Origin of the sequence: Alcaligenes sp. SMD-FA (assembly GCF_025960365.1) — a bacterium.
GTDB classification, from domain to species: domain Bacteria; phylum Pseudomonadota; class Gammaproteobacteria; order Burkholderiales; family Burkholderiaceae_B; genus Alcaligenes; species Alcaligenes aquatilis.
In genome coordinates this window covers 308,384-334,333 of record NZ_CP110108.1, presented here as the reverse complement: position 1 = coordinate 334,333, position 25,950 = coordinate 308,384, and the positions used below count along the sequence as shown (strand labels likewise).

The window sequence follows — 25,950 nt, the reverse complement described above, 5'->3', positions numbered from 1 at the left end:
ATGGTACCCCTTAACCGGACCGTACGGACATATCCGCACAAGGCGTAGTGTATCAAACGATATAAGCTGGATTAAGCCCGCCTGTTTCTGCTCTCGCTCGCTCGGTAAGGACTAAGACAACTCAGCGTCTGCCCGGCGACGGTGTCCCATAAGCCTCGCGGCTGGTCTGCCCAAAACCGCTTTGATGCAGCAGGCTGCGTTCAATAAAGCGGCTGACTTGAGAGCGCACTTCCGGCAACCACGGGCCCTGGTCAAACACTTGCGGGAACTTCATGCTGAACCAGGCATAAAGGCTGATCTGCTTGCTCAACAATTCGGCATCTTCCAGACGGGAGGGGCTGGCAGATTTCAGCCAGGACGGAGCCGGTGGCAAGGCCATGGGGCGTTGTGCCACATAGGCGGACAGGCAACGCTTGAAGTAATCCAGCTCGGTATCTTTATCCACAGACACCGGCGCACACGCAAAGGTGAACTTCTCACGCAGATCCAGCTTGGGTGCCAGACGGTCTACACAAAAGCCCAGTTCAATAGCGTCTTTCAAGCCCGCTGTCTGGAACAAGGGGCTGTCAGAGGCCACTTTTTGCGCAAAATATTGGAGCACTGCGCCAATATTGTTGTTATCCAATAAAGACGCCAGCGCCTGCACGTGCTCAGGGCTGGGTGCAATAGGCAAGCGCAAATCCACGCTGGGGGCTTCGCTCTGCAATTGGGTGCGAATATGATTCAGGTCCTGCTTGTCCATCGCCCCCACATAGCCTTTGGGGTACAGACCGTAGCGGCCTGCCCGTCCGGCAATCTGGCGCACTTCCGTTGCGTTCAGGGCACGCATGGAGCGGCCATCGAACTTGTGCACCGTCGAGAACAAGACGCGGCGAATCGGCAGGTTCAAGCCCATGCCAATCGCATCGGTCGCCACCAGCACATCGGCCTCGCCTTGGGAAAAGCGTTCGGACTCGGTACGGCGCACTTCAGGAGCCAGCGCGCCGTAAATCGTGGCAACTTTCCAGCCTTGGGCGCGGTAACGAGCGCTTAGCGTCAATACGTCCTTACGGGTAAAGGCCACCACCGCATCGCCCTTGGACACGCCCTGAGCCTCGCGTTGACGGTCTTTACGACCTCGCCACGGCGCTTCCTGACGCCCTTGCTTGCCCGTCGCACGCGGCGGCTCAACCGGATAAGGCATGACTTCCAGCGGAGTTTTGCGTTCGGTAAACTCCAGCTCCATGGTCTCTTGCATGGAGCGCACCAGACGCTCACACGGACGCAAAACCGAAGCGTCACCACAGACAAACAGAGTACGGGCTGGCACACCGACCAAGGCTGCCGTCCAGGCCCAGCCACGCTGCTCGTCTTGCAGCATTTGAATCTCGTCCAGGACGGCCACGCGTACTTCCATCGTGGGGTCCATCATCTCGACCGTGCAGGCAGTGTGCTGGGCACCGGCCACCATCACACGTTCTTCGCCCGTCACCAGATTGCAGGGGATACCGGCATTCATCAAGCGGTCGCGCACTTCCATGGCCAGCAGTCGCAACGGCGCCAAATACACGCCGGACCGGGCTTCCATCAGGGCCTCCAAGGCCTCGTGCGTCTTGCCCGAGTTGGTCGGCCCCAAACGGAACACCAGATGGCGACGGATGCCACGGGCCAGGCTGAACATTTCCGGGAAATCGCCCAGGCGCATCAAATCCTGGGCGCGTTGCTGCTCCACGCTTTCCAGAATGCGACGCACCGGGCCATTGAGCAGGCGTTTCTCAAAATCTCCAGCTTCAATTTCCTTTTGCTCGATGCCCTCTTCCAGAGCCATGCGCAAGGCTTTGGCCAGTTCCAGAAAGGACGAGCCATCAATCAAGGGGCGCTGGGTTTGCAAAAATGCCTCCAGCGAATCTTCCAAGCGCTGGGACAGACGGTTTTGAGCGGCCGTATTGAACAAGACCGTGACACGGGCGGGTAATCTGTCCAGCTCCGAGCCGGTACGTGGCAAAGGCACGGCGGCCTGCATACGCACATTGGCACGCCAGTGCTGGCGCTCCCCCGCTACGGACACATTCACGGCCAGCCACAAATCCTTGTGCCACCACAGGCGCTGCGGATCTTCCGGATCAATGTCGTAATCGCATGCCTCTTGCGTCTTGATCTGATTCAGCACTTGTTGCTGACGCCATTGCGTGCGAGCACGGTCAGCTGCGCGCTGATACTGCACACGTTCACGATTGCTCAAGGTGCTGGCGTGCTGCTCGCGCCATTGCTCAATCTGGTTCTGGTCAATGGCCACCAGCAAATCCGGATGATGGGCAATACGATCACGCCCGCCAGCGGCTCCGCCACGCACTTCCAGCTTGGTGCTGGGCAAGCGGCGATCAGCCAGCCACAGCTCGTATTCCTGACGGGTAATACCCAGCAAGGCCATGGTTTCTTCCGAACCGATGCACTCCTGCTCCCAGGCCCAACGCTGCTGGCGTTGCTCGCGCTGACGTTCCTGACGTTGTGCTTGGGCCTGCAACAGAAACTCCTGCTGCTCGGCATCCAGCTTGAACTCTTGAGTCAAGACAGCGGCACTGGCATTGCGGCCATACACGGTCATGAACCAGTGGGCAGGTTCACCGGCTTGCAGGCCCTCAAAGGCCTCCAGGGTGATGCGCTGCGGCTCGCAACCCTGCTCTTTCAGCCAGGCGGTCAACCGCGCCTGGGCTTGATCGAACTTGCGCTGCTTGTCGTTTTGTTCTTTTTGACGGGCTTGCTCACGTTCTTTCTGAGCCTGCTCCCAGCGCTGGGCACGTTGATCGCGATCGCGCTGTTCGGCCTGCAACTGCCACAAATAGGTTTGCGCCAAAGGCAAGGACTGCCAGGCCTGTACCAAAGCCTGCAAGCGCGGCCCGCGTTCGGCGTCGGGCCAGTTCTCGCTTAAAGGCAAAGACTGGGAAGCAATCGCTCCGGCCAATTGGCCGCGCTGTTCAAGCAGTTGCTCGCGCAAGGCTTCATACACATCCGCCTCCAGCTTGTCTGCACTCATTTGATAGAGCAGACGCAGGGTACGAATCACGACCTCAGGCACCCCTTGGGACTGCAGGCGCTGGTCCGCATCCTTCAAACCCAGTTCAGCAGCAATGATCTGATTGAAAAAAGCGGCATCCTGCGGCAAGCGCCAGGCTTTCAGCCACAGGCGTCGTATGCCTGCCCGGTCCTGATAACGCGCTTTTTTGGCGACCTGACGAGCCACTCCCTCCAGACGCGGATAATCCAGCCATTGGGGATGGAGCAGCAAACCCGCTTGAGTGGGGACGGGGGAATCGGAAACAGACGAAGCGCGACGCGCAGCCATAGGGCGGGGACCTGAAAATACGGGAAGAGGAGAACGAGAAGGGCAGAAAAGCCGGTTCAAGCCAGCATGAGCAGCATTATACGGGTCTGCTCCGGTACGGTCAGAGGATACATGCCATCACCGTGCTGAACGTCTTGGTGGACAGAAAGAAACCGGGCCATCCCAGCACACGATCAAGAAGGAAGCGAGTCAACGCAGGCAGAAAAAGTAAACCAAAGCCGCATCGGATGGCTCAGAGCCAAGCACATACGCGGTCAGCCTCGACGCAACCGCAGCGGCGTGTCCAACCAAGTCGGGATAAAAGGTCGCACAAGGCGTCAGAGACGGCCCCATCGCCTAGCGCGGTAGCAAAACAGCGACACGTCTAAACAAAGCCAGCGATACCACTAATCAGCCAACCATTCCAGACAGCCTTGCGGCAAGGCGACCAAACCGGACTGACTGTGATTGCAGCCCGGCACGATGCGAAAACGCGGTTCACCACCTTGTTGTTGCGCCAAAGCCTGCGCCAGTTCGCGTGTGCCATCGACCATGCGGCGCGCTTGCAAACGCAAGCGACGCAGCTCGCGCTTATCCTCGGGCATGGCTTTCTCTGCCGGGCCCAGGCTTTGCTCGAACTCGCCAACGGAGAACTGCACAGGCATCGTCAAAGCGGCTTTGGGCAAGGGTTGAGCAAGCAGTCGAGCCAGATAGCCCTCCCCCCACCAGACCGAGGGGCTGGACACCACCAGCGCATCGAACAATTCCGGCTGCTGATACAGCAGTTGCAAGGCAAACAGGCCTCCCAGGGAATGACCGCCAAGCAAACGCCGTTGCACATTCAAGGGCGCTTGTGCGTAGGCCCAAGGCAAGAACACGTCTTGCATCATGGCCAGAAAATCCGGCGCGTGGCCCGCGTCCCCATTTAGCGCGGGCGTGAAGTCCTGGTCGCGCCAGACCTGCCCGCCATAACCGATCCCCAACACCGCACAGGCTTGTGGAGCCTGCTTTTCACAGGTGGCCAGCACCGCATCAAATTGCGGTAGATCAAGCACACACAGCAATGGCCAGCCATCCGCAGGTGCTGGCGTGTCCGGCCAGGCCAAAGTCAGACGATACTGTCGGCCCAATGGGGAAAGAAAATCCAGGTGTTCAAGCGGCATAAAAGAATCGCGGTCAGCACGTTAGAGGCATCGGTCTACAAGCACAAACAGCCGGCCCGAAGCGGGCTGCTTTTAGTGTTAACAGACCCTAGCCAATGAACTATACTTTCTTTCTATGTAAACGGTTATCATTCAGACTCTTAATGTCCACATCCGCTGTTCCGGCCCCTGCCCTGGCCGACTATCAACATATCCTCAGACGTCGCTGGCTCCTGGTAGGTGCGCTGGTCCTTGTGATTTTGGCCTCGATTGTGGCCGACTTCATGTTGGGGCCGTCGGGCCTTAGCTTGGGTGAGCTAAGCCACGCTCTGTTCTATCCGGAACAGTCCGACCCAACCACCCGCGTCATCGTCTGGGAAATCCGCCTGCCTTACGCGCTGATGGCCATGGCCATTGGTTTAGCGCTGGGGCTGTCCGGCGCGGAAATGCAGACTATCCTGAATAACCCGCTGGCCAGTCCCTTTACCTTGGGGATTTCCTCGGCGGCGGCCTTTGGCGCGTCCTTGGCCATTGTACTGGACTTGTCGATTCCTGGCATTCCGCAAGCCTGGACCATTGCCGCCAACGCCTTTATTTTTGCCTTGCTGTCCGCCTTTTTGCTCGATGCGGTGGCCCGCTGGGGCGCCATGAGCACCGCCAACCTGGTGCTGTTTGGCATTGCACTGGTGTTCTCCTTTAACGCGTTGGTCTCGCTGGTGCAGTTTGTGGCCAGCGCCGAGGCCCTGCAGGGGCTGGTGTTCTGGACCATGGGTAGCCTGTCACGCTCGTCCTGGGGCAAGGTCGGTATCATGCTGGCGGTGTTTGCGCTGATCCTGCCGCTGTCCCTGCGTGATACCTGGAAGCTGACCGCTTTGCGTCTGGGTGAAGACCGCGCCACCAGCTTTGGTATCAACGTCTCGCGCCTGCGTCTGGTGTCCCTGCTGCGCATCAGCTTGCTGGCCGCGCTGGCCGTGTCCTTTGTGGGCACCATCGGCTTTGTGGGCCTGATTGCCCCGCATATTGCCCGCCGTCTATTTGGTGAAGATCACCGTTTCTACCTGCCCGGCAGTGCGCTGGTCGGGGGGGTGATTCTGTCGCTGGCCTCGATTGCCTCAAAAAACATTGTGCCGGGCATCATCATCCCGGTCGGCATTGTCACCTCGCTGGTGGGTGTGCCCTTCTTCCTGGGCGTTGTGCTGCGCCGCCAAATAAAGTGAACCATGCTTGAAGTCCACGATCTGAGCCTGTCTTACGGCAAACGCGAAATCCTGTCCAAGCTGACCATCGAGCCTTTGCAGCCCGGTCAGTTGGTGGCTTTGCTGGGCCCCAACGGCAGCGGCAAATCCACTCTGCTCAAGTCCCTGGCAGGGTTGCTCAAGCCCACCACCGGCAAGATCTTGCTGGACGGTCAGGAACTGAGCGGCATCAGCTTCGAGCAGCGTGCCCAAAAAGTGGTGTACCTGCCCCAGTCCCTACCGGCATCGGTTCACCTGCGGGTATTTGAATCCGTGCTGGTGGCGGCCAATGCCTCAGCCCCCGGCGGGCATGCCCGTGATGTGGACCATGAGCACATCATGCATATCCTGCAGCGTCTGGGCATTGCACACCTGTCCATGCACTATCTGGACCAGCTCTCAGGCGGCCAGAAGCAACTGGTGGGCCTGGCACAAGCCTTGATTCGCAAGCCGACTTTGCTGCTGCTCGATGAACCCTTGTCCGCCCTGGACCTGAACTATCAATTCCACGTCATGGATTTGCTGGCCCAGGAGACCCACGACAATAATCTGATCACCCTGATCGTGCTGCATGACCTGAACGTGGCCCTGCGCCATAGCGACTATGCGCTGATGATTGAAGGCGGTGGGCTGCTGGCGCAAGGGGAACCGTCCAACGTCATTACCCCCACCTCGCTGGCCCAGGCTTATGGCGTACGTGCCCGCGTGGAGAGTTGCTCACAAGGCACCTTGCAAATCATCATCGACGGGCTGCAAGAGCCTGTGCTGTGACCTTCGGAGAACCCATGAACATCCTGCGCCACCTACTGTTGTCGCTGACCTTGCTCTTGCCTTTGGGTGTGCAAGCCCAGCCCATCGAAGTTACCGATGCCATGGGTCGTACCGTTACCCTGCCCGGCCCGGCCAAACGTATTGTGCTGACCCAGGCGCGCCATTTTCCGGTATTGGCTTTGGTCCACCCCGAACCCGCCACGCTGATTGCCGGTTGGTCGGACGAATTCAAGACCTCATTCTCCAACGAATACAACACCTACCTGAAGCGCTACCCACAACTGGCCAATATTCCTATTGTGGGCCGCCATACCGCTGATACCTTCTCGGTCGAGCAAGCCTTGGCTCTGCGCCCCGATTTGGTGGTACTGACCGCCGCCTTTGCGGGCCTGACACCCGGCCAGGACACACGCGACTCGGCCCTGATCCAGCGCCTTACTGCCGCCAAAGTGCCCGTCATCGTCATTGACTTCTTTGTCAATCCGCTGGAGAACACCGTACCCAGCCTGCGCGCACTAGGCTACGCCGTGGGTGAAAAAGAACGCACCGACGAGTTCATCCAGTTTTACGAAGAACACATGCAAGGCGTGGCCCAGCGACTGGCTGATCTGCCCAAGGAAGATCACCCGCCCGTTTTTGTCCATGCCCATGCTGGCAGCACGGACTGCTGCAACTCGCCCGGCGCAGGCACCTTCAACGACATGATCACCTATGCAGGCGGCCACAATATTGGTGCCGACGTCCTGAAAAGCGCCACTGGCAAGCTGAACTTTGAATACATCCATTCCCGTGCCCCGGTGGTCTATGTGGCCACCGGCACAGGCGCAGGCAAGCGCACGACCTCCGGTGGCCTGACCATTGGCACGGGCGTCAGCAAAGAGCAGGCTCGTAAAAGCCTGCAAGCCATTATTGACGGCAACCGTCTGCAGGCCTTGCCTGCCGTACGCAGCGGCAATAGCCACGGTATCTGGCACGCCTTTAACGATTCGCCTTTGCACATGATCTTTATCGAAGCACTGGCAAGCTGGATTCACCCGGATCGTTTTGAAGGTGTCTCGGCCCTGAAAACACTAGAGGAAGTGAATCAGCGTTTCCTAACCGTGCCGATGGAAGGCACCTACATGATTGATCTGAAGCCCGCCTCCTAAGCCTTCATGTCGCGCCTGATTCCACTAGAGCTGCCGCCTGCGGGCGGCCATCCCCATCACGTCTTGCTGCGCCTGCCGGACGGCAAGCCCGAACAAGGCCCTCTGCCTTTGCTGTGCCTGCTCGATGGTCAGTGGACCTTGCCCTTGCTGGAAGAAAGCGGTCACCCCGCCCTGGAACGCTGCGCCATTTTGTCGCTGGGCTATCAAGGCGAACGCGATCAGATCACCCGCTATCGCGCTCTGGATTACACCCCGCCCGGCCCGGATGGCGGCTTATGGGAAGACCCGCGCGTCCCTCAGTGGCAAGCCGGTGGCGCCCCAGCCATGATCGAACAAGTACGCATGGCGCTGGCATTGGCCCAAAGGGTAGAACCCGCACTAACCCGTTCGCGTATCAGCCTGTACGGTCATTCCTACGCCGGCTTATTCGTGCTGTATGCCCTTAGCCAGCACAGCCTACCCATTCATCATTACCTGTGCGCCAGCCCTTCTTTGTGGTGGCACGATCCCCTGATCTGGACCTTGCTGGAGCAATTGGGCAAGCCGGTGCAGGTAGATATTCTGGCCGGTGCCTCAGAGGCCTGGTATCCGCTGAGCGCTCAGGCAGCAGGGCCGGACGGACGCAAAAATGGCGTGCCTACCCTGCCCACCATGCAAAAACTGCAAGCGCACCTGCAAGCCCAAGGCATGCAGGCCAAGTTGCATGTTCTGCCCGGAGCCGGTCACGGCCATGTGCTGGCACAAGCCACCCTGCGTGCGCTGGAACTGGCCTGCGGCGCGGCTTAGCCGCTTTTTTCTTGCGGGCACTGGGTGCCTTTTCACTTCGTATCCAAGTTTTCCCGCCCTAGGGTAACTCCCCCCATTCGTCCTCTTGTTTTAGGCCTCAACTTCTTTTAGTCTGTATTTATATGCAAGTGCATAGAAATCAAAAAAAGAGATTGGAGACGAATATGAAGGTAGCGGTATTAGGTGGCGGGCACGGTTGTTATGCAGCAGCGGCAGACTTGAGCGAGCAGGGCCACGAAATACGTTTGTGGCGCCGTGATACGGCTCAGCTGCAGCCCTTGCTGGACCGCCCAGTCATGACACTGAAAGACGAAGCAGGCGAGCGTGACATCCCCATTGCCAAGGTCTGCGCGGATATTGGCCAGGCGATCGCCGGTGCCGATCTGGTACTGATCCCTTCGCCCGCCATTGCACAAACCGATATTGCCCGCGTCATGGCCCCTCACCTGACAGACGGCCAGGTCGTGTTCCTGCCACCGGGCACCTTTGGCTCCTTCATCATGAGCGAGATCGTGCGCGGCACCGGCAACAAGGCCGATGTCAGTTGGGCCGAAACCGGCACCCTGCCCTGGCTGGCCCGCAAGCATGGCGATACCGTCATCAACATCACCACCCGCGCCACCCGCCTGCCTACCGGCGTGTACCCGGCGCGCAATACCGATCACGCCCTAGAGGTGATTGGCAAAGTGTTCCCCAGCGTGGAGCGCTGCGAAGACGCCCTGTCTGGTGCCTTGATGAATGCCGGCCCCATCATCCACCCCCCGCTGATCATGATGAACGCAGGCCCGCTGGAGCATTTCCCGGCCTGGGATATTCATAACGAAGGCACTCAGCCCTCGGTACGTGCCGTGACCACACAGTTGGACAATGAGCGCATGCGCATTCGTGAAGCGCTGGGCTACGGTGCCCCGCACTTCCCCCTGTCCGACCACTACGAAAACGACCAGTGGATGTATGGCGACCGTTCCTCGCACTCCAAGCTGGTGAAAAGCGGCGACTGGCGCGAGAAGATCGACCTGCACGAGCACCGCTACATGCGTGAGGACACCATGTTGGGTCTGGCCTTCTTCGCTTCCGTGGCGGACTGGGCCGGTGTGGACGCCCCCGTAACCAAGGGCTTGCTGGCGATTGCCGGTGCCATCGTGGGTGAAGATCTGCGCCAGGGCCAACGCACACTGGCCAGCCTGGGTCTGGACACGATGAGCCGCGAGCAATTGCAAGAGATGCTGCACGCCGGGAGAGCCTGATGAGCACGCCCGCCCCGATCAAACGTATCGTTGCGGTGGGCGCAGGTCGCATGGGGCGGGGCATTGCCCTGGCCTATGCGCTGCGCGGCCAAGCCGTGACCTTACTGGACTTCAAACCGCGCCCGCCTGCCGATAGCGCCCGTCTGGAAGCCGAGATTCGCCAGGAATTACGCGCCACACTGGAGCAATTGGCCGACCTGGGCATGTTCGCTGCCGAGCAGATCGACGGCTATCTGGCCTGCATCGGTGTTGCCCCTTTAAGTGATGCTGCCCACGTGTTGGGCCAGGCAGATCTGATTTACGAAGGCGTGCCCGAAACCCTAGCAGCCAAGACCGACGCTCTGGGTCGTATCGGTGAACTGGCCCAGCCCGATGCGCTGATCGCCTCCACCACCTCCACCATGCTGGCCTCGGATCTGGCCCCCATGTTGAGCCATCCCGAGCGTTTCCTGAACGCGCACTGGCTCAACCCGGCCTTCCTGATTCCGCTGGTTGAAATCAGCGCCCACCCTGGCACCAGCGAGCAGACCTTGAACCGTCTGCAAAGCAATCTGGAGTCCATCGGCAAAGTGCCCGTAGTCTGTGGCTGCCACCCCGGTTTCATCGTCCCGCGTCTGCAAACCCTGATCATGAACGAGGCCGCTCGCATGGTGGAAGAAGGCGTGGCCAGCGCGGCGGATATTGATAAAGCCACCCGCTACGGCCTGGGCTTTCGCTTTGCCAGCATCGGCGTGCTGGAGTTCATCGACTACGGCGGCAACGACATTCTGTATCACGCCGGACAGTACTTGTCGCAGAACCTGGACCCGGAACGCTACGCCGTACCCGACATCATCACCCGCTATATGGAAAGTGGACGTAACGGTCTGCGTAGCGGACAGGGCTTTCACGAATACCCAGTGGACCAGCAACAGGCATACCGCCGTGACGTGCTGGCCCGCGTACTGGGAATGCTGGATCACATCGGCCTGGCCCCTGCCCGCGCCGAACACCTTGCCAAGGAGACACAGGAATGAAAAAAGACACCCACGCTGCGCCTTCGGCTTGCTGCCCTCCAAGAGGGCACCTTTCATCTTGGGGCGGCCCGGCGATGAAAAAAACCGCTGCATTGTTGTTTGCCCTGATGAGTTGTCACGGTCTGAGCCAGGCTCAGGAAGTCCCCACCCTGCGGGTAGGCTGGACCATTCCGGGCGAGGAAGCCAAGTATCTGATGGCCAAGCGCCCCGAGCTGTTCCCGCAATTGGGCAAGAAATATCAAATCCAGTGGACCCAGTTCCAGGGCACCTCGCCCATGGTGCAAGCCATGCGGGCCGGTGTATTGGAGTGCTCCACCATGGCCCCCATGTCGCTGGCCAATGGCGCGATTGAAAGCGGTCTGGAAGCCTATATCGTGGCCCAGCACGTGCACTCGGACGATAAGCACTTCTCCGTCTATTGGGCCGTGAAAGAAGACAGCCCGATCAAGACGGCAGCGGACCTGAAAGGCAAGGTCATCGGCACCAACGCCTACGGTGCCGGGGTGTACTTCGACATGCTGCTGTGGCTGCGTCAAAACGGCATTGACCCGGACAAGGATGTGAAAATCGTTGAAACCGGTTTTCCGCCTGCGGCTGACGCCGTTCGCAGTGGCCGCATTGATGCCGGCCCCATGGCCCAACCCTTTGCCCTGCTGAATGAAAAGAAAGGCGGCTTGCGCAAGCTGTTTTCCCTGTCCGAAGTGGCCAGCCCGTCGGTACAAATTTTCGAGGCCTGCAGCAAATCCTATAGCGATGCCAACCCCGAAGTGGTACGCGCCTACGTACAGGATTTGAAAACTGCCATGAGCATGCTCAGCAAGGATCCAGCATTGGCCGTGGAAGTCACCGCCCAAATCACCCGCGCCCCCAAGGACTTGCTGGCCCAATACCTGTTCACCGACAAGGACTTTGCACGTGTGCCCGACATGCAGCCCGATCTGGAGTCCATTCAAGGCACCTATGACCGCTACCACAAGGCCGGTTTCCTGAAAGAAGCCTTGAACGTGCAGGATTTTTACCGGGCTGATTTACGCGAGGCCAAACCATGATTGAACTGGATGGTGTCGGTAAAACCTTTAACACCCGGCAGGGCCACAGCCATACGGCCCTGCAAGACATCGCCCTGAGCATTCCGGCAGGGCGCTTTGTGTCTATTCTGGGACCCAGCGGTTGCGGCAAAAGCACCCTGCTCTATATGTTAGGGGGCTTTGAGTCCTGCTCCAGCGGCCAGATCCGCGTCAAGGGCAAGCCCATTACTGGCCCAGGTCCAGACCGGGGCCCGGTGTTTCAGGAATATGCTCTGTTTCCCTGGAAAACCGTGCTGGGAAACGTGGCCTACGGCATGCGCGAACAAGGCATGCCCAAGGACCAGGCCGAACAGCGCGCCAGCGAATGGCTGGACAAGGTCAAGCTGGGGCCTTACGCCTCCTTCTATCCGCGTGAGCTGTCCGGCGGCATGCGTCAGCGTGCGGCTATTGCCCGCACTCTGGCCTATGAGCCGGACATCCTGCTGATGGACGAGCCCTTCGGGGCGCTGGATGCCCACACGCGCGTCACCCTGCAAACGGAACTGCTCAGCTTGTGGGAGCAGTTGCGCAACACCGTGGTCTTTGTGACACACGGCGTGGACGAAGCGGTCTTTCTGTCCGATACCGTGATTGTCATGACTGGCTCGCCTGGCCGCATCAAGGAAGTGGTGGAGATTGACTTGCCCCGCCCCCGCATCCGTAGCGAGCTGTTGCGCAATCCGGTCTATCAGGAAACCATTATTCGTCTGGAGCAATCCTTGATGGCGGAGGCCCACCCATGACGCCACAGCACTGGTATGAACATCGCTGGGCCTCTTTGGTCATGGCGGCCATTCTGGTGCTGCTGGCCTGGGCAGGACTGGCCCGTTGGGTAGAGCTGGACTCCTTCCCCAGCCCCTGGGCGGCTCTGGGTGAACTACCCGCCCTGATCAGCGACCCGATGGCCTGGTCGGCCATCCTGCAGTCAGTAGGCCGCATGTTTACGGGCTATGCCCTGGCGCTGGTCGTGGCCGTACCGCTGGGTTTGGCCATGGGCCGCAGCCGCCTGGTCTATACCGCCTTCTATCCCTTGGTGGCCCTGGCTTATCCCATGCCCAAAGCGGCCTTGATGCCAATCTTGATGCTGTGGTTCGGTCTGGGGGATTTCTCCAAAATTCTGGTCATTGCGCTGGGCGTGTCCCTGCCTTTGCTCTATCACAGCTATCACGGTGCAACCCGTATTGAGCCCAAGCTGATCTGGGTGGCCCAGTCCATGGGTATGGGTCCACTGGCCCGTCTGGGCAAGATCGTACTGCCCGCCTCTTTGCCGGAAGTCATGATTGGCTGCCGCGTCGGCGTGGTCATGGCACTGATCGTGATGGTCTCCTCCGAGATGATTGCGCGTCAGGAAGGCATCGGCAATCTGCTGTTCACCTCTATGGATATGGCGCAGTACTCCACGGTGTATGCGGTCATCATGCTGCTGGCGGTCCTGGGCATTGCCTTTGACGCCTTGTTTGAGTTCGTGCGCAAGCGCTGCACGCACTGGCATGACTCCACCCAGGGCCTGATGGACAAAGGATGACGCGATGACCACTAAAACCTTAGCCTCATCGGGACAAGCTATGCGTTCTACTGAAACCCGCCCGGCCAGGCGCCGGGACCTGTCCGGTCTGTCTTTGTGCATCAGCCCGGCCATCTTGCTGATTATCTGGGAGCTGTGTACCCGCTCGGGCTGGGTCAGCCCGCAGTTGTTGCCTGCCCCTTCTGCCATTTTGATGCGGGTATTGGAGCTGGCCGGTCAGGCTGACTTCTGGCAGAACCTGGGCATCACCGTCTACCGTCTGATCAGCGGTTTGCTGATTGCCTGTGTGGCCGGGGTCGCCCTGGCCCTGATTGCCCAACTGACACGCTGGAGCTCGTTTCTGCTGGATGCACTGATCCGTTTGCTGGCCCCTATCCCCAAGATCGCCCTTTACCCGGCACTGATCCTGATCATGGGGTTTGAAAGCGCATCGAAAATTGCCCTGGTGGTTTCAGACGCCATTTTCCCTGTGCTGATGGCCAGTTGGGTGGCGGCGCAAACGGTGGACCGCAAGCTGATCTGGTCGGCACGTGCCGCAGGCACCTCCCGCAGTGCCTGCCTATGGAAAATCATTTTGCCCGCCATCAGCCCGACGGTGCTGGCCGGTGTGCGGGTGGCCGGCGTGATTGCCTGCGTAGTGGTCTTTCTGGCCGAGATGATTGCCTCCACCGACGGTCTGGGCCATATGCTGACCGCCGCCGCTCGCAGTTACCGCACGCTTGATATGTTTGTACCCTTGGTCTGGATCTGTGTGCTGGGCTTCGCACTGAACCTGACCATTGCCGCTTTGCAACGCAAAGTGGATCATGCAAACTAAGTTCCACTCACCGTAAAAACCACCACTTGCCCGGTCTGCTTACAGCGATGACCGGGCTTTGGCAGGCTATCTCAATCATCTGGAACGAGTAGCCTGCTTTTTTTCTGCATCAAGGAAGCCGCTTCACTATGGCCAGCCCCCCTCTGACCGACGCCTATACCGGGCACGATACCTTTATTCCCTATCTGCTCAATCGCAGTACCTCGGCCTTAAATGCTGACTTTCAAACCTTGCTGCGCAGCCATGAACTGACCCTGCTGCATTGGCGCGTGCTGGCTTTTCTGAATGAAACCGATGGACTGGGCGTCAGCACCCTGGCGCAATATACCGATGTGGACCAAACCACCTTGTCACGCGCCCTGGTGGTGATGGAAAACGCGGGCCACCTGTCCCGCCAGCCCGATCCGCTGGACCAGCGTCGTGTGTTGATCCATCTGCATGAGCAAGGTCGGCAGCACTTTTTGCGCGTCCTGCCCGCCGCGCTGGATATTCATCACCGCGCCATTCAGGGCTTTTCGGCTGAGGAACTGGCCCAGCTACGGCAGTTTTTGAACCGCATTCGCGCCAATATCAACGGGGATGGGCGCTAAGCACCCCGCCCCTGCGCCTTTCCTGCAAAGCGTCCACGTGGCCGCTTTGACCTGCCTCACCCCCTGAATCTGCCCCCAATCGAGGCCTGCTGCCCTTGAAGGCCCACGCTTGAAATGGACATTCAAGGGCGATGAGCCTTTATTTACATCAGGAAAGACCATAAAATGATAATGATTAACATTTAGTAGTGCAGCCTCCTGCCTGAAATGTCTACCCAGGCGAACTTGGCTCTCTTACGGAAACAAGCTCTCGTGACTCTCTCCCCTACCCGTGCTGGACGTCGTCAGCTTTTGCTGGCCGCTGCGGCCAGCCCTTTGCTATTTGGCGTACCCCGCCTGCTTCGTGCCCAAGACGGTCCCCTGAAAATTGCCTTGCTGACATCCTTGTCCGGCCCCTTCGCCTCCTTGGGCGAGAGCATGCGCGCCGGTCTGGAGTTGATGCTGCAACAGTGCAATAACGAGATGGGCGGACGCAAGGTGCAGTTGCTGGTCGAGGACGACCACGGCAAACCGGACGAAGCCATCCGTAAAGTGCGCAAGCTGATCGAGCGCGACAAAATCGATGTGTTGGGCGGCGTTATCAGCGCCAATATCGCGCTGGCCATTCGTGACATCGTCCACGATGCGCAACTGCCTACCTTTATTTCCAATGCCGCTGCCAATGGCCTGGCCCGTGAAGCCGCCAGCCCCTACGTGTTCCGCCCCACCAAAACGAGCTGGATGCTGGGTCATACCGGCGCCTTGTGGACCTTCGAGCACGTCGAAAAATCCGGCGGTATCACGCTGGGTTCGGACTACACCGCAGGCCGTGAATACATTGAGGACTTCGCCAACACCTATCAGGAACAAGGCGGCACACTGGGCGAGCGCATCTGGACTCCCTTGGGTACCCCCGACTTCGCGCCTATCCTGATGAATCTGGCCGCCAGCAACCCCAAGTTTGTCTACACCTTCCTGGCTGGTGCCGACGCCGTTCGTTTCCACCAGCAAATGCAGGATTACCAACTACACGGCAAGATCCAGATCGTGGGCCCCGGTGCCTTGTTCGACCAGGAAGATGTGATCACTGCGGTGGGCGAAGCCGCATTGGGTGGTGTCAGTACCTTCCACCAGTCCCCCGGCGCTCCGGCTGCCCAGGACTTTGTGGCCGCCTACCAAGCCAGCCGTGGCCGTTTGCCCGGCGAGGCCAGCACCTCCGGTTACGTGACCGGCCAGGTCATCAAGGCCGGTCTGGATGCGGTTAAGGGCGATCTGTCCAACAAGGCCGCCTTCAAGCAAGCCCTGCTGGACAAGCCTATCGACACCGCCTTTGGCCCCATGGCGTTTGACCCACGCAATAACCAGTCCATTCTGGATATTTACGTCAACCGGGTGGAAAAAGACGCGCAAGGTCGCCCCTTTAACACCGTGGTTCATACTTACCAGCGTATCCAGGACCCCGGCCCGCGTTCTTGAGCCACACCTTGTCTTACTACCTGCTTCAAATCCTCAATGCCCTGTCCTTCTCGGCCCTGCTGATGTTGGCGGGGCTGGGGCTGTCTTTAGTGCTCAGCCTGATGAACTTCATCAACCTGACACACGGCTCTTTTTTCCTGCTGGGCGGCTACATCAGTGTCCAATGGCTGGCATCTGGCGCGCCCTGGTGGCTGGCCTTTCCCGCCGCGTTTGTACTGTGTGGGCTGATGGGCTTGTTACTGGACCGCTTTCCCTTTCGCCAGTTCTATCAACGCACTCACCTGATGCAGGTGCTGCTGACCTACGGCCTGTCCGTGATTCTGGCCGATTTGATGCGCTGGGGTTTCAGCGCCGACACGCTCTCGCCCATGCTGCCGCAAGTGCTGCGTGGCGGGGTGTGGATCATGGGCCTGCCTTTCCCCACCTATCGCCTGTTCCTAATCGTCACCGGCCTGACACTGGCTTTGTTGTTCTGGTTCCTACTGGATCGCACCCTGTGGGGTGCGGCCATTCGCGCTTGCGTACAAGACGCCCAGATTGTCGAGACCCTGGGCCTGAATTCGCGTCGCCTGTTTGCCATCGGCATGGCGCTGGCCGCCGGTCTGGCCGGTTTGGGTGGCGCCTTGGGCGCAGGCATGTTGTCGGTCTACCCCGGTCTGGATGAAGAAATCCTCTTGCTGGCCTTGCTGGTGGTGGTCATTGGTGGCTTGAACTCAGTGCGCGGGACCTTGCTGTGCGCGCTGATTCTGGGTTTCGTCACCACTTTTGCCCGCGTCTGGGTCCCTGCTTTTGCCAATGCCGCTACCTTGGCCGTCATGCTGGGCCTTCTGCTTTGCTGGCCCAATGGCCTGAGCAAATCCGCTACGCGTCAGGTTTAAATGAACAAGCTCAACACCTGCCTGCTGCGCACTGGACTTTGGCCCGCTCTGGCCTGCCTGGTCCTGCTCAGCAGCTATTTCTGGGGCGACGCCTTCTTATGGCGCTTTGGCACCGAAGCCCTGCTGATCGGTTGCGCCGTCCTTAGCATCAACCTCTTGATTGGTTACGGTGGTCTGGTCTCTCTGGGCCACGGTGCCGTCTTTGGCTTTGCCGCGTACGCCACTGCCGTCAGCAGTCAATACTGGGGCGCATCCTTGCCCTTGATGCTGCTGGTCGGCATTGCGGCAGGCACCCTGCTGTCCATGTTGATGGCGCTGATCAGCTTGCGCAGTTCCGAGCTGTTTTTCATGGTGGCCACGCTGGTTGCCGGTCAGTTGATCTGGGAAGTGGCATTTCGCTGGCGTGACGTCACCGGTGGTGCAGACGGCCTGCGCGGTTTCCCGCGTCTGAGCCTGGGCGAGTTGCCCCTGAGCGCCCCCTACACCCTGATGATTCTGGCCCTGGTGCTGGCGGTGGTCTGCTGGTTGTTGCTGCGCTCCTTCAGCCGCGCCCCGATCGGGTTGGCCTTGACCGGCCTGCGCGACCAGCCCTTGCGCATGGCCGCCCTGGGTTATCAAGCATGGCGCATTCGCCTTTACACCTTCATGATTGCAGGTGCGGTAGCGGGTGCGGCTGGCGGCCTGTATCCCTTTGCAAACCAGTACGTCAGCCCACAACAAGTGCATTGGAGTTTCTCGGCCACGCTCATCATCATGGGTGTGATCGGTGGCATACGCACCTGGCGCGGCGCATTCATCGGCGCTACGTTTTATCTGTTTGCCCAGACCTACCTCAGCTCCTACACAGATCGTTGGCAGTTGCTGGTGGGGTTGATCTTTGTGCTGACGGTTCTGTTCATGCCCAACGGTCTGGCTGAGCGGCGCAAGAGGTCCTCATGAGCGTGTTACTAAGCACTCGCGAACTGGCCTTGCATGTGGGGGGCCTGGATATCCTGACAGATGTCAGCCTGGAGCTGCGTGCAGGCGAAACCCTGGGGCTGATTGGCCCCAATGGGGCAGGCAAAACCACGCTGTTCAATATCATCAGCGGTTTGGCCACGCCATCCAGCGGCCAGGTTTTGCTGGAAGGCAAGGACCTGCGCAGTCTGGGGCCTATTGAGCGCGCCAGGCAAGGTCTGGTGCGCAGCTTTCAGACCAGCCGCATTTTTCCCGAACTGAGCCTGCTGCAAAACCTGGCCTTGGCCGTGCGCATCAAAAAAGGCTGCGGCTATCACTGGTGGGGCCGCCAATCTGCCCGCAGCGCCAGTCAACAGGCGGCCGAAGCATTGCTGGAGCACAGCGCCCTGGCCGGTCGCGGGCATTTGCTGGCACGCTCCCTGTCCTATGGCGAGCAACGCATTCTGGATTTGCTGATTGCCCTGGCGCAGCAACCCCGCGTACTCTTGCTGGACGAGCCAACGGCTGGCCTGTCCGAATCCGAATCCCGTGAAGTCATGGCGCTGGTCCATGCCATGCGCGGCCAATGCGCCGTGCTGCTGATCAGCCACGACATCGATATTGTTTTCCAGGAATGTGACCGGATCGCCGTGCTGTCATCCGGCACCTTGCTGACCTGTGACACTCCGAAGGCCGTACGTCAGCACGCCGGGGCGCGCCAGGCCTATCTGGGTGAACTGGCTTTGGAGACCGCATGAGCACAGCGCTGAACATCTCGGGCCTGCATGCACGCTACGATCGGGCCGACATTTTGCAAGAAATTTCGCTGAATATTCCCGTCGGACAAAGCGTAGCCCTGCTGGGCCGCAACGGTGCCGGAAAAACCAGTCTGCTGCACTGCCTGTTCAATATGGGCCCGCAATGGAGTGGGCAAATCCATGTGCACGGTCAAAACATTACGGGTTGGCCTACCCACAAAATCGCCCTGCTAGGTATGGCGCTGGTGCCACAAGGCCGGGGCCGCTTTCCCACACTGACCGTGCAGGAAAGCCTGCGCCTGGCCGGGCTGGCCCGCCGTCCACGCTCGGATGATCGCTGGACGCTGAACAGCATTTATGAATCCATGCCGCGTCTGTACGAGCGCCGCCAGTCCTCCTGCTCCGCCTTGAGTGGTGGCGAACGGCAATTGCTGGCACTGGCCCGCGCCCTGCTGACACAGTCCTCCATTATTGTTCTGGACGAACCCAGCGAAGGCCTGGCCCCCATGACGATTCAGGACACCTTGCTGCCGCAGCTGCAAACGCTAAACGAGCAGGGCATTACCGTACTGATTGCCGAACAGAATTTAAGCTTGGCTCTGCAATTGGCGGATCGAGCCTTGTTGCTGGGTAATGGTCAGTTGGTTTACGACGGCCCTGCCGAACAGTTGCGCCAGGACGCCGCCCTTTTGCAACGCCATTTGGGACTTTGACATGCTGGCTGTGTACAGCTTGTCGCTTCCCCTGCCTGCAGGTATGGAATCCTGGTTACGAAGCCAGATCCCGGACAGCACCCTGGCCGTGATTGCCCGCCGCAAGCGTCAGTCAGATCAGCACTTAAGCCTGCTGGCCCACGGTGCCCTGCGCCATTTTCTGGCGCCTTTGCTGGGGTGTACGCCACGCGCCGTCCCTATTACTACGCTGGAACATGGCAAGCCGGTGCTGGATCTGGACGATACCGATCTGCACTTTAGCCTGTCGCACAGCGGCGAGCGCGTGCTGATTGGCATGGCCGACCGAATCATCGGCGTGGACATAGAAGCCATGCGCCTGCCCGTCAAACCAGGGTTGGTCGAACATTGCAGTGTGCCGTCCGAACGCAGTTGGTTAAAATGTGATCTGGATTTTTATGCGCTGTGGTGTGGAAAGGAAGCAGCCTTGAAACAGGCGGGCACCGGTTTTCATATTCAGCCTCAAGAGTTATCCTTGAACGGCCATCCGGATTACGGATGCACCGTACAATCCCCCCATCCCATCTTGCAAGATTTGGTGGTGCACAGTCACCGGCCAGTAGAAAACTATGCCGCTGCGATCTGCCTGAACACCCCTTTTGCTCCGTGGACGGTCAGCTTGCTGGACAGTGTTGAACTGCCTGACACCAAGCTGACTTAGCACGAGTAAATCTGACAAGCCTACTTATTTATGTAATAGTTCTCATTACCATGATGAAATCTATTCCTGTTGAACAAATTTGGCCTGACGCCTTTGCCCAGCGCTATCGCGATGCCGGACACTGGCAAGGGGAAACGTTTGGGGCCTTGTTGCGCACGCGCGCACAAAACCACCCGGAACGTGAAGCCGTTGTTGGCGGCACCCAACGCTGGACCTATGGCGCGCTGGATCAGTACGCCAGCCAAATCGCAGCGGGCCTGCTGCAAGCCGGTCTGCGCAAGGGTGATCGGGTTCTGGTACACCTGCCCAACATCCCTGAATTTGTCAGCGTGATCTTTGGCCTGTTCCGTGCTGGTCTCCTGCCCGTGTATGCCCTGCCAGCGCACCGCATTACCGAAGTCGAGCATTTTGCCAATACCGCCCAGGCACGCGCCTATATCGGTGTCGATACGCATGCCGGTTTTGACTATCTGCCTTTGGTGCGCGAGCTGAGTGAACGCTGTCCGCATGTAGAACAGGTTTACATCGTGGGCGATGCGCAAGAATTCACCTCCCTGGCCCTGTTGCAAAGCAGCGCCGCCAATGTGGACGTGCCCGTATCAGCAGCCCAGCCTTCCGAAGTGGCTTTCCTGCAAATTTCAGGTGGCAGCACCGGCTTGTCCAAGCTGATTCCCCGCACGCACGACGACTACATCTACACCTTGCGTGAAAGCGCCAAGATTGCCGGTCTGAACGAAAACAGCGTGTTCCTGGGCGCCTTGCCCATTGCACACAACTTCCCCATGAGCTCACCCGGTTTCCTGGGTGCGCTGTACGCCGGTGCCAAAGTGGTGCTCAGTCCCGCCCCCAGCCCGGACGTTTGCTTTGAGCTGATCGAACGCGAAGGCGTGACCGACACAAGCCTGGTCCCCCCACTGCTGATGCTGTGGATGGATGCGGCCACCAAGACCCATGCCAATCTGGAGTCGCTGCAAGTGATTCAGGTGGGCGGTGCCAAGCTGAACGCCGAAGCCGCCAAGCGCGTGCGCCCCACGCTGGGCGTGACCTTGCAGCAGGTGTTTGGCATGGCCGAAGGTCTGGTGAACTACACCCGCCTGGACGACCCCGAGGACATCATCATCAACACCCAGGGCCGCCCTATCAGCCCGGACGATGAAATCCTGATCGTAGACGACAACGGTGACCCGGTCGCCCCTGGCGAAACCGGCTACCTGCTGACACGTGGCCCCTACACGATCCGCGCCTATCACAACAACCCGTCGGCCAATGCCCGCTCCTTTACCGAGGACGGTTTTTACCGCACAGGCGACGTGGTACGCATGACGCCCGAAGGCTATTTGATGGTTCAGGGCCGTGCCACTGACCACATCAACCGCGCTGGCGAGAAAATCTCCGCCGAGGAAATTGAAGATCATCTGCTGGCCCACCCGCAGGTCTTTGACGCTGCCGTGGTGTCGGTGCCCGACGAGTTCCTGGGCGAGCGCAGTTGCGCCTTCATCATTCCCAAGGATGACAAGCCACGCGCGATTGAACTGAAGAAATGGATACGCAGCCGTGGTCTGGCCGACTTCAAGGTACCGGACCAAATCGTGTTTGTAGACCGTTTCATGGAAACGGCGGCCTTGAAGATCAGCCGCAAAGAACTGCGCGCCCAGTTGCGCGAGCAATTAGAAAACACAACGCAAGAATCATCATGAGTACTCCCCTTACCCTGGAACGCATGCGGCAAGACATTGCCGCCATGTTGCATGAAGACCCGCAGGACATCCTGGACGACGACAATCTGATCGATCTGGGCCTGGATTCCATGCGCGTCATGACCCTGGCTACCCGCTGGCGCGAGGCCGGCGCTCCTATCGAGTTTTCCGAAATGGCCTCGGTTGTCACCCTGGGCCAATGGTGGTCGCTGATCGAGCGTGCCCAACAAAACGGCCGCTGATTTTCTTACTGCAACACGCTTATGTTTAGCTCCCCTTCCGAACTGCCATTGCGCCCCCTGACCGAAGCACAAGAAGGTCTGTGGTACGCCCAGCGTTTGGACCCGCTCAACCCGATTTTCAACACCGGGCATTGCACCCATATCCACTCGGCGCTGGACACTGCGCTGTTTGCACAGGCCATCAATCTGACGCTGACCGAAGCCGATGCCTTGACCTTGCGCATGGTGGACACACCCGATGGCCCGGCCCAGTACCTGCGCCCGCAAGAGCCGATTCAGCTGGAAATTGTGGACCTGTCCGCTCACCCAGACGGTGCCGAACAGGCTCAAACCCAGTTGATGGCGGACCTGCGCACACCGCTGGACCCGACCATTGCACCGCTGGCACGGCACATTCTGTTTGTGTTGGGGCCCAAACACCATCTCTGGTATCAGCGTATCCATCACCTAGCCGCTGACGGCTATGGCATGGCGCTGATCGAGACGCGGGTAGTCAAGCTCTACAAGGCCTTGCTCAATGGCCATGAAGATCATGGCCATGAGCTGGAATCGTTCGCCCTCTTGCAGGATGACGATCAAAGCTATCGGGAGAGCGAGCGCCGCAGCAAGGACAGACAGTTCTGGCTGGACACCTTGAGCGATGCAGAACCCGCCCAAAGCCTGAGCGAATCCCAGGCCTTGAGCGACCATCATTTCCTGCTGGCACGCCGCGCCGTCAGGCCCGAGCTGACAGCCAGCCTGCAAGCATTGGCACAAAGCAGCGATATCAGTTGGCCAGACATTCTGACGGGCCTGACCGCCGCCTATGTGCGCCGTCACACCCGCCAGGACGAATGCACGGTAGGCGTGCCCTGGATGGGACGTCTGGGCCATATCAGCGCCCGTATCGTCTCCACCGTGATGAACGTGGCTCCGCTGCGTTTGCAGATCGACGAATCCCTGCCTTTGAATCAATACCTGGTTCAGGTTTCCAAGGCACTGCGCCAGGCGCGTCGTCATGGCCGCTACCGCAGTGAACAACTACGTCGTGATCTAGGCTTGCTGGGCGGTATGCGCCGCCTGCACGGCCCCATCATCAACGTCCTGCCTTTCGATGCACCCTATGAACAAGCAGGCCTGACCGCCAGCCAGACCGTGCTGTGCGCTGGCCCCGTGGAAGACCTGAACTTCACCTTCCGCGCCCAGCCCGATGCCAGTGGCCTGCGTCTGGAAGTCGAGGCCAACCCACGTCTGTACACCGAAGAGCAGATTCAAACCCATCTGACCCGTCTGGAACAGTTTCTGCTGCGTGCTTTGCAAGCCGACACCCTGTCTGCTGTGCCTACGCTGACGGACGCGGAACACCACCACTGGATTGAGACCGTCAACCAGACTGCTCACCCGGTTCCTGAAACAACGCTGTGGGCACTGATCCACGCCCAGTTGCAGGCTCACCCGGAACAAAGCGGCCTGGAATTTGAAGGCAAGAAGCTCAGCTACGCCCAGATCAACGAGCAAACCGCCAATCTGGCCGCGCAACTGCGTCTGGCCGGTGTGCAGACCGGTGATATCGTCGCCGTGGCCCTGCCCCGCTCGCTGGAACTGGTGCTGTCCTTGCTGGCTATCCACCGTGCCGGTGCCGCCTACTTGCCGCTGGATCTGGACCAGCCTGCCGATCGCCTGAACACCATCTTGCAGGCCGCTCAACCGCGCCTGCTGGTTGGCCAGCCCGATTGCACGCTGAACGCCACCCTGCTGGTTCCTCAGCCTGAACAGGCTTGCAGTGCAGACGCCTGGACAGCCGCTGGTCCGCATGACCCGTCTTACCTGATCTACACCTCCGGCTCTACCGGCACACCCAAAGGCGTGCTGGTCAACCACGACGCCATCGTCAACCGGCTGGTGTGGATGCAAACCCATTACGGCATTGGCACGGGTGACCGCATTCTGCAAAAGACCCCGGCCACCTTTGACGTGTCGGTGTGGGAGTTCTTCCTGCCCTTCCTGTCCGGTGCAACCCTGGTCGTGGCCCCACCACAAGCCCACCGCGACCCCGCCCATATTGCCCGCCTGATGCGCGAACAGTCCATCACCGTGCTGCACTTTGTGCCCTCCATGCTCAGCGCCTTTCTGGATGAGCCTGAGGCTCGTGGGCTAGCGCCGCGTCTGGTGTTTTGCAGTGGTGAGGAACTGTCGGCCACTACCCGCGACCGCTTCCACTGCCTGCTGAACGCCGAACTGCATAATCTGTACGGCCCAACCGAAGCCGCCGTGGACGTGTCCTACTGGCCTGCTTCGCGCGAGGACAAATCCCAGCCTGTGCCCATCGGCTTCCCTGTGTGGAACACCGCTCTGTACATTCTGGACGAGCAATTGCAGCCTGTACCGCCGGGCGTGGCCGGCCACCTGTACCTGGCTGGCAGACAGTTGGCGCAAGGCTACTGGGGCCGCCCGGACCTGACTGAAGAACGCTTTGTACCCGATCCTTACGCCCTACATGGCGACCGCATGTACGCCACTGGCGATGTAGCCCGCTGGCGTGACGATGGCGCAGTTATTTTCCTGGGCCGCTCCGATCACCAGATCAAGCTGCGTGGCCAGCGTATCGAGCTGGGCGAAATTGAAGCCTTGCTGGCGCGCCACCCCGATGTGGCCCACGTCGCCGTGATTGCCCGTGAAGATGTACCCGGTCAAATGGCGATTGTGGCTTACTGGGTGCCGCAAGCAGGCAGCCAGTGCACGGACAACACGCTGGCCGCGTATGTCGGCGAGCACTTGCCGTCCTACATGGTGCCCAGTGCCTGGATCAGTCTGGACGCCTTGCCCGTAACGGCCAACGGCAAGCTGGACCGCAAGGCTCTGCCCGTACCGGCCTTGCAAGCACGCTCTGCTGGTTTGCCACTGGAAGGGGCCACTCAACACCAAATCGCCGCTGCTTTCGCCACCGTGCTGGAAAGCAGCGACGCGTTTTACGCCGACGACGATTTCTTCGCACTGGGCGGACATTCGCTGCTGGCCGCCAAACTGGCCTTGCTGCTGCGCGAAGCTCGCGGTCAGACCGTCTCGATTGGCACTATTTTTGAGTACCCCACCATTGCCCGTCTGGCCAAGCACCTGGATCAGGCAGGCAGCACGACTGCCGATGGTTTTGGCCCCATCATCACCTTGCGTCCGGCACAAAACGACCAACCTGCGCTGTTCGTGATTCACCCGGCCGGAGGCTTGTCCTGGTGCTATGGCGCGCTGGCGCGTCACCTGCCCCCAGGTCGTGCCGTCTACGGCCTGCAAGCCAGTGTGCTGTCTGACGCCTCGCTGGGTCTGGATAGCAGCCTGGATGCCATGGCCAAGGTGTATGTGGATCGTATCGAGCACGTTCAGCCACAGGGCCCCTACCATCTGGCCGGCTGGTCCGTGGGCGGCATTATTGCGCAGGCCATGGCCGTCGAACTGCGTCGTCGCGGGCAACTGGTGGGCATGTTGTCCTTGCTGGACGCCTACCCCAGCGATGCGTGGCGTAACGAACCGGCTCCCGAACCCAACGCCATCTACAAGGCGCTGCTGCATATTGCGGGCCATGATCCGGACAGCTTGCCCGACGTTTCCCTGACCCGTCAGGGCGTGGTGGACTTCCTCAAGCGCAGTGCTCACCCGCTGGCCGAACTGCCTGACACGCGTCTGGACAGCGTATTTCAGGTGGTGGAGAACAATAACCGTCTGGTGCGTCTGTACGAGCATCACGTCTATGACGGCCCCATGCTGTATTTCCGTGCGGCTCTGGACCACGCAGGCACACAATTGCATCCCAATTTGTGGCAGCCCTATGCAGAGCAGCTAGATGTGCACGATATTGCCTGCCTGCACGCTCATTTGACCGGTACTGAAGCCGTGGCCGTCATGGCCCCGCTCATGGACTCGGCCATGGCTTTTGCCGAACAGGCACAAGCTCAACCTGAACTCGATGTATAAGC

22 protein-coding genes are annotated in these 25,950 nt (G+C 59.8%); 20 read left to right on the top strand and 2 right to left on the bottom strand.

Features of this window, described 5'->3' with window-relative positions:
• Nucleotides 1-121 precede the first annotated feature (121 nt).
• Both OKX01_RS01460 and OKX01_RS01455 read right to left on the bottom strand, forming a co-directional pair.
• A complete protein-coding gene (locus tag OKX01_RS01460) occupies nucleotides 122-3,322 on the bottom strand; it encodes an SUV3 family DEAD/DEAH box RNA helicase (protein WP_264672335.1) in 3,201 nt (1,066 codons plus the stop codon).
• A 386-nt stretch (nucleotides 3,323-3,708) separates the two neighbouring features.
• A complete protein-coding gene (locus OKX01_RS01455) occupies nucleotides 3,709-4,464 on the bottom strand; it encodes an alpha/beta hydrolase (RefSeq protein ID WP_125277332.1) in 756 nt (251 codons plus the stop codon).
• Between the two features lie 143 nt (nucleotides 4,465-4,607).
• Here OKX01_RS01455 and OKX01_RS01450 point away from each other — a divergent pair, with 143 nt between their 5' ends.
• From OKX01_RS01450 to OKX01_RS01355, 20 genes are all read left to right on the top strand, one after another.
• On the top strand, nucleotides 4,608-5,660 hold the full coding sequence (locus OKX01_RS01450; RefSeq protein WP_094195385.1) for a FecCD family ABC transporter permease: 1,053 nt from the start codon (nucleotides 4,608-4,610) through the stop codon (nucleotides 5,658-5,660).
• Between the two features lie 3 nt (nucleotides 5,661-5,663).
• On the top strand, nucleotides 5,664-6,449 hold the full coding sequence (locus OKX01_RS01445; RefSeq protein ID WP_249460925.1) for an ABC transporter ATP-binding protein: 786 nt from the start codon (nucleotides 5,664-5,666) through the stop codon (nucleotides 6,447-6,449).
• Nucleotides 6,450-6,463: 14 nt separating this feature from the next.
• A complete protein-coding gene (locus OKX01_RS01440) occupies nucleotides 6,464-7,597 on the top strand; it encodes an ABC transporter substrate-binding protein (RefSeq protein ID WP_125277330.1) in 1,134 nt (377 codons plus the stop codon).
• Nucleotides 7,598-7,603: 6 nt separating this feature from the next.
• Nucleotides 7,604-8,383 carry an alpha/beta hydrolase gene (locus OKX01_RS01435; protein ID WP_094195382.1) on the top strand — a complete coding sequence of 260 codons (780 nt, stop codon included), beginning with the start codon at nucleotides 7,604-7,606 and terminating at the stop codon, nucleotides 8,381-8,383.
• 164 nt (nucleotides 8,384-8,547) lie between these two features.
• The gene (locus OKX01_RS01430; protein WP_264672334.1) at nucleotides 8,548-9,630 is read left to right on the top strand and encodes an NAD/NADP-dependent octopine/nopaline dehydrogenase family protein; all 1,083 of its coding nucleotides are present in this window, start codon (nucleotides 8,548-8,550) and stop codon (nucleotides 9,628-9,630) included.
• Nucleotides 9,630-10,646, top strand: coding sequence for a 3-hydroxybutyryl-CoA dehydrogenase (locus OKX01_RS01425; protein WP_264672333.1), 1,017 nt, complete (start codon nucleotides 9,630-9,632; stop codon nucleotides 10,644-10,646). The genes OKX01_RS01430 and OKX01_RS01425 overlap by 1 nt, the downstream gene beginning before the upstream one ends.
• 74 nt (nucleotides 10,647-10,720) lie before the next feature.
• A complete protein-coding gene (locus tag OKX01_RS01420; protein ID WP_230018868.1) occupies nucleotides 10,721-11,695 on the top strand; it encodes an ABC transporter substrate-binding protein in 975 nt (324 codons plus the stop codon).
• Complete coding sequence (locus OKX01_RS01415; RefSeq protein ID WP_264672332.1) at nucleotides 11,692-12,456, top strand: ABC transporter ATP-binding protein; 765 nt, start codon at nucleotides 11,692-11,694, stop codon at nucleotides 12,454-12,456. Before OKX01_RS01420 ends, OKX01_RS01415 begins: the two co-directional genes overlap by 4 nt.
• A complete protein-coding gene (locus OKX01_RS01410) occupies nucleotides 12,453-13,238 on the top strand; it encodes an ABC transporter permease (protein ID WP_094195377.1) in 786 nt (261 codons plus the stop codon). Before OKX01_RS01415 ends, OKX01_RS01410 begins: the two co-directional genes overlap by 4 nt.
• Before the next feature lie 40 nt (nucleotides 13,239-13,278).
• Nucleotides 13,279-14,055 (top strand): ABC transporter permease, encoded by a 777-nt coding sequence (locus OKX01_RS01405; protein WP_230018866.1) that lies wholly within the window; start codon nucleotides 13,279-13,281, stop codon nucleotides 14,053-14,055.
• A 128-nt stretch (nucleotides 14,056-14,183) separates the two neighbouring features.
• Nucleotides 14,184-14,645 (top strand): MarR family winged helix-turn-helix transcriptional regulator, encoded by a 462-nt coding sequence (locus tag OKX01_RS01400; protein ID WP_094195376.1) that lies wholly within the window; start codon nucleotides 14,184-14,186, stop codon nucleotides 14,643-14,645.
• 252 nt (nucleotides 14,646-14,897) lie between these two features.
• Complete coding sequence (locus OKX01_RS01395) at nucleotides 14,898-16,100, top strand: ABC transporter substrate-binding protein (RefSeq protein ID WP_257504113.1); 1,203 nt, start codon at nucleotides 14,898-14,900, stop codon at nucleotides 16,098-16,100.
• On the top strand, nucleotides 16,097-16,978 hold the full coding sequence (locus OKX01_RS01390; protein ID WP_094195374.1) for a branched-chain amino acid ABC transporter permease: 882 nt from the start codon (nucleotides 16,097-16,099) through the stop codon (nucleotides 16,976-16,978). Before OKX01_RS01395 ends, OKX01_RS01390 begins: the two co-directional genes overlap by 4 nt.
• Nucleotides 16,979-17,917 carry a branched-chain amino acid ABC transporter permease gene (locus OKX01_RS01385; protein WP_108728274.1) on the top strand — a complete coding sequence of 313 codons (939 nt, stop codon included), beginning with the start codon at nucleotides 16,979-16,981 and terminating at the stop codon, nucleotides 17,915-17,917.
• Entirely contained in the window at nucleotides 17,914-18,672 is a 759-nt protein-coding gene (locus OKX01_RS01380) for an ABC transporter ATP-binding protein (RefSeq protein ID WP_264672331.1), read from the top strand. The genes OKX01_RS01385 and OKX01_RS01380 overlap by 4 nt, the downstream gene beginning before the upstream one ends.
• The gene (locus tag OKX01_RS01375; protein WP_108728276.1) at nucleotides 18,669-19,385 is read left to right on the top strand and encodes an ABC transporter ATP-binding protein; all 717 of its coding nucleotides are present in this window, start codon (nucleotides 18,669-18,671) and stop codon (nucleotides 19,383-19,385) included. The genes OKX01_RS01380 and OKX01_RS01375 overlap by 4 nt, the downstream gene beginning before the upstream one ends.
• A gap of 1 nt (nucleotide 19,386) precedes the next feature.
• Entirely contained in the window at nucleotides 19,387-20,064 is a 678-nt protein-coding gene (locus OKX01_RS01370; RefSeq protein ID WP_108728277.1) for a 4'-phosphopantetheinyl transferase family protein, read from the top strand.
• Nucleotides 20,065-20,114: 50 nt separating this feature from the next.
• Entirely contained in the window at nucleotides 20,115-21,761 is a 1,647-nt protein-coding gene (locus OKX01_RS01365; RefSeq protein ID WP_264672330.1) for a (2,3-dihydroxybenzoyl)adenylate synthase, read from the top strand.
• Entirely contained in the window at nucleotides 21,758-22,003 is a 246-nt protein-coding gene (locus OKX01_RS01360; protein ID WP_108728279.1) for a phosphopantetheine-binding protein, read from the top strand. Before OKX01_RS01365 ends, OKX01_RS01360 begins: the two co-directional genes overlap by 4 nt.
• A gap of 21 nt (nucleotides 22,004-22,024) precedes the next feature.
• Nucleotides 22,025-25,948, top strand: a complete 3,924-nt coding sequence (locus OKX01_RS01355; protein WP_264672329.1) for an amino acid adenylation domain-containing protein — start codon at nucleotides 22,025-22,027, stop codon at nucleotides 25,946-25,948.
• Nucleotides 25,949-25,950: the final 2 nt, after the last annotated feature.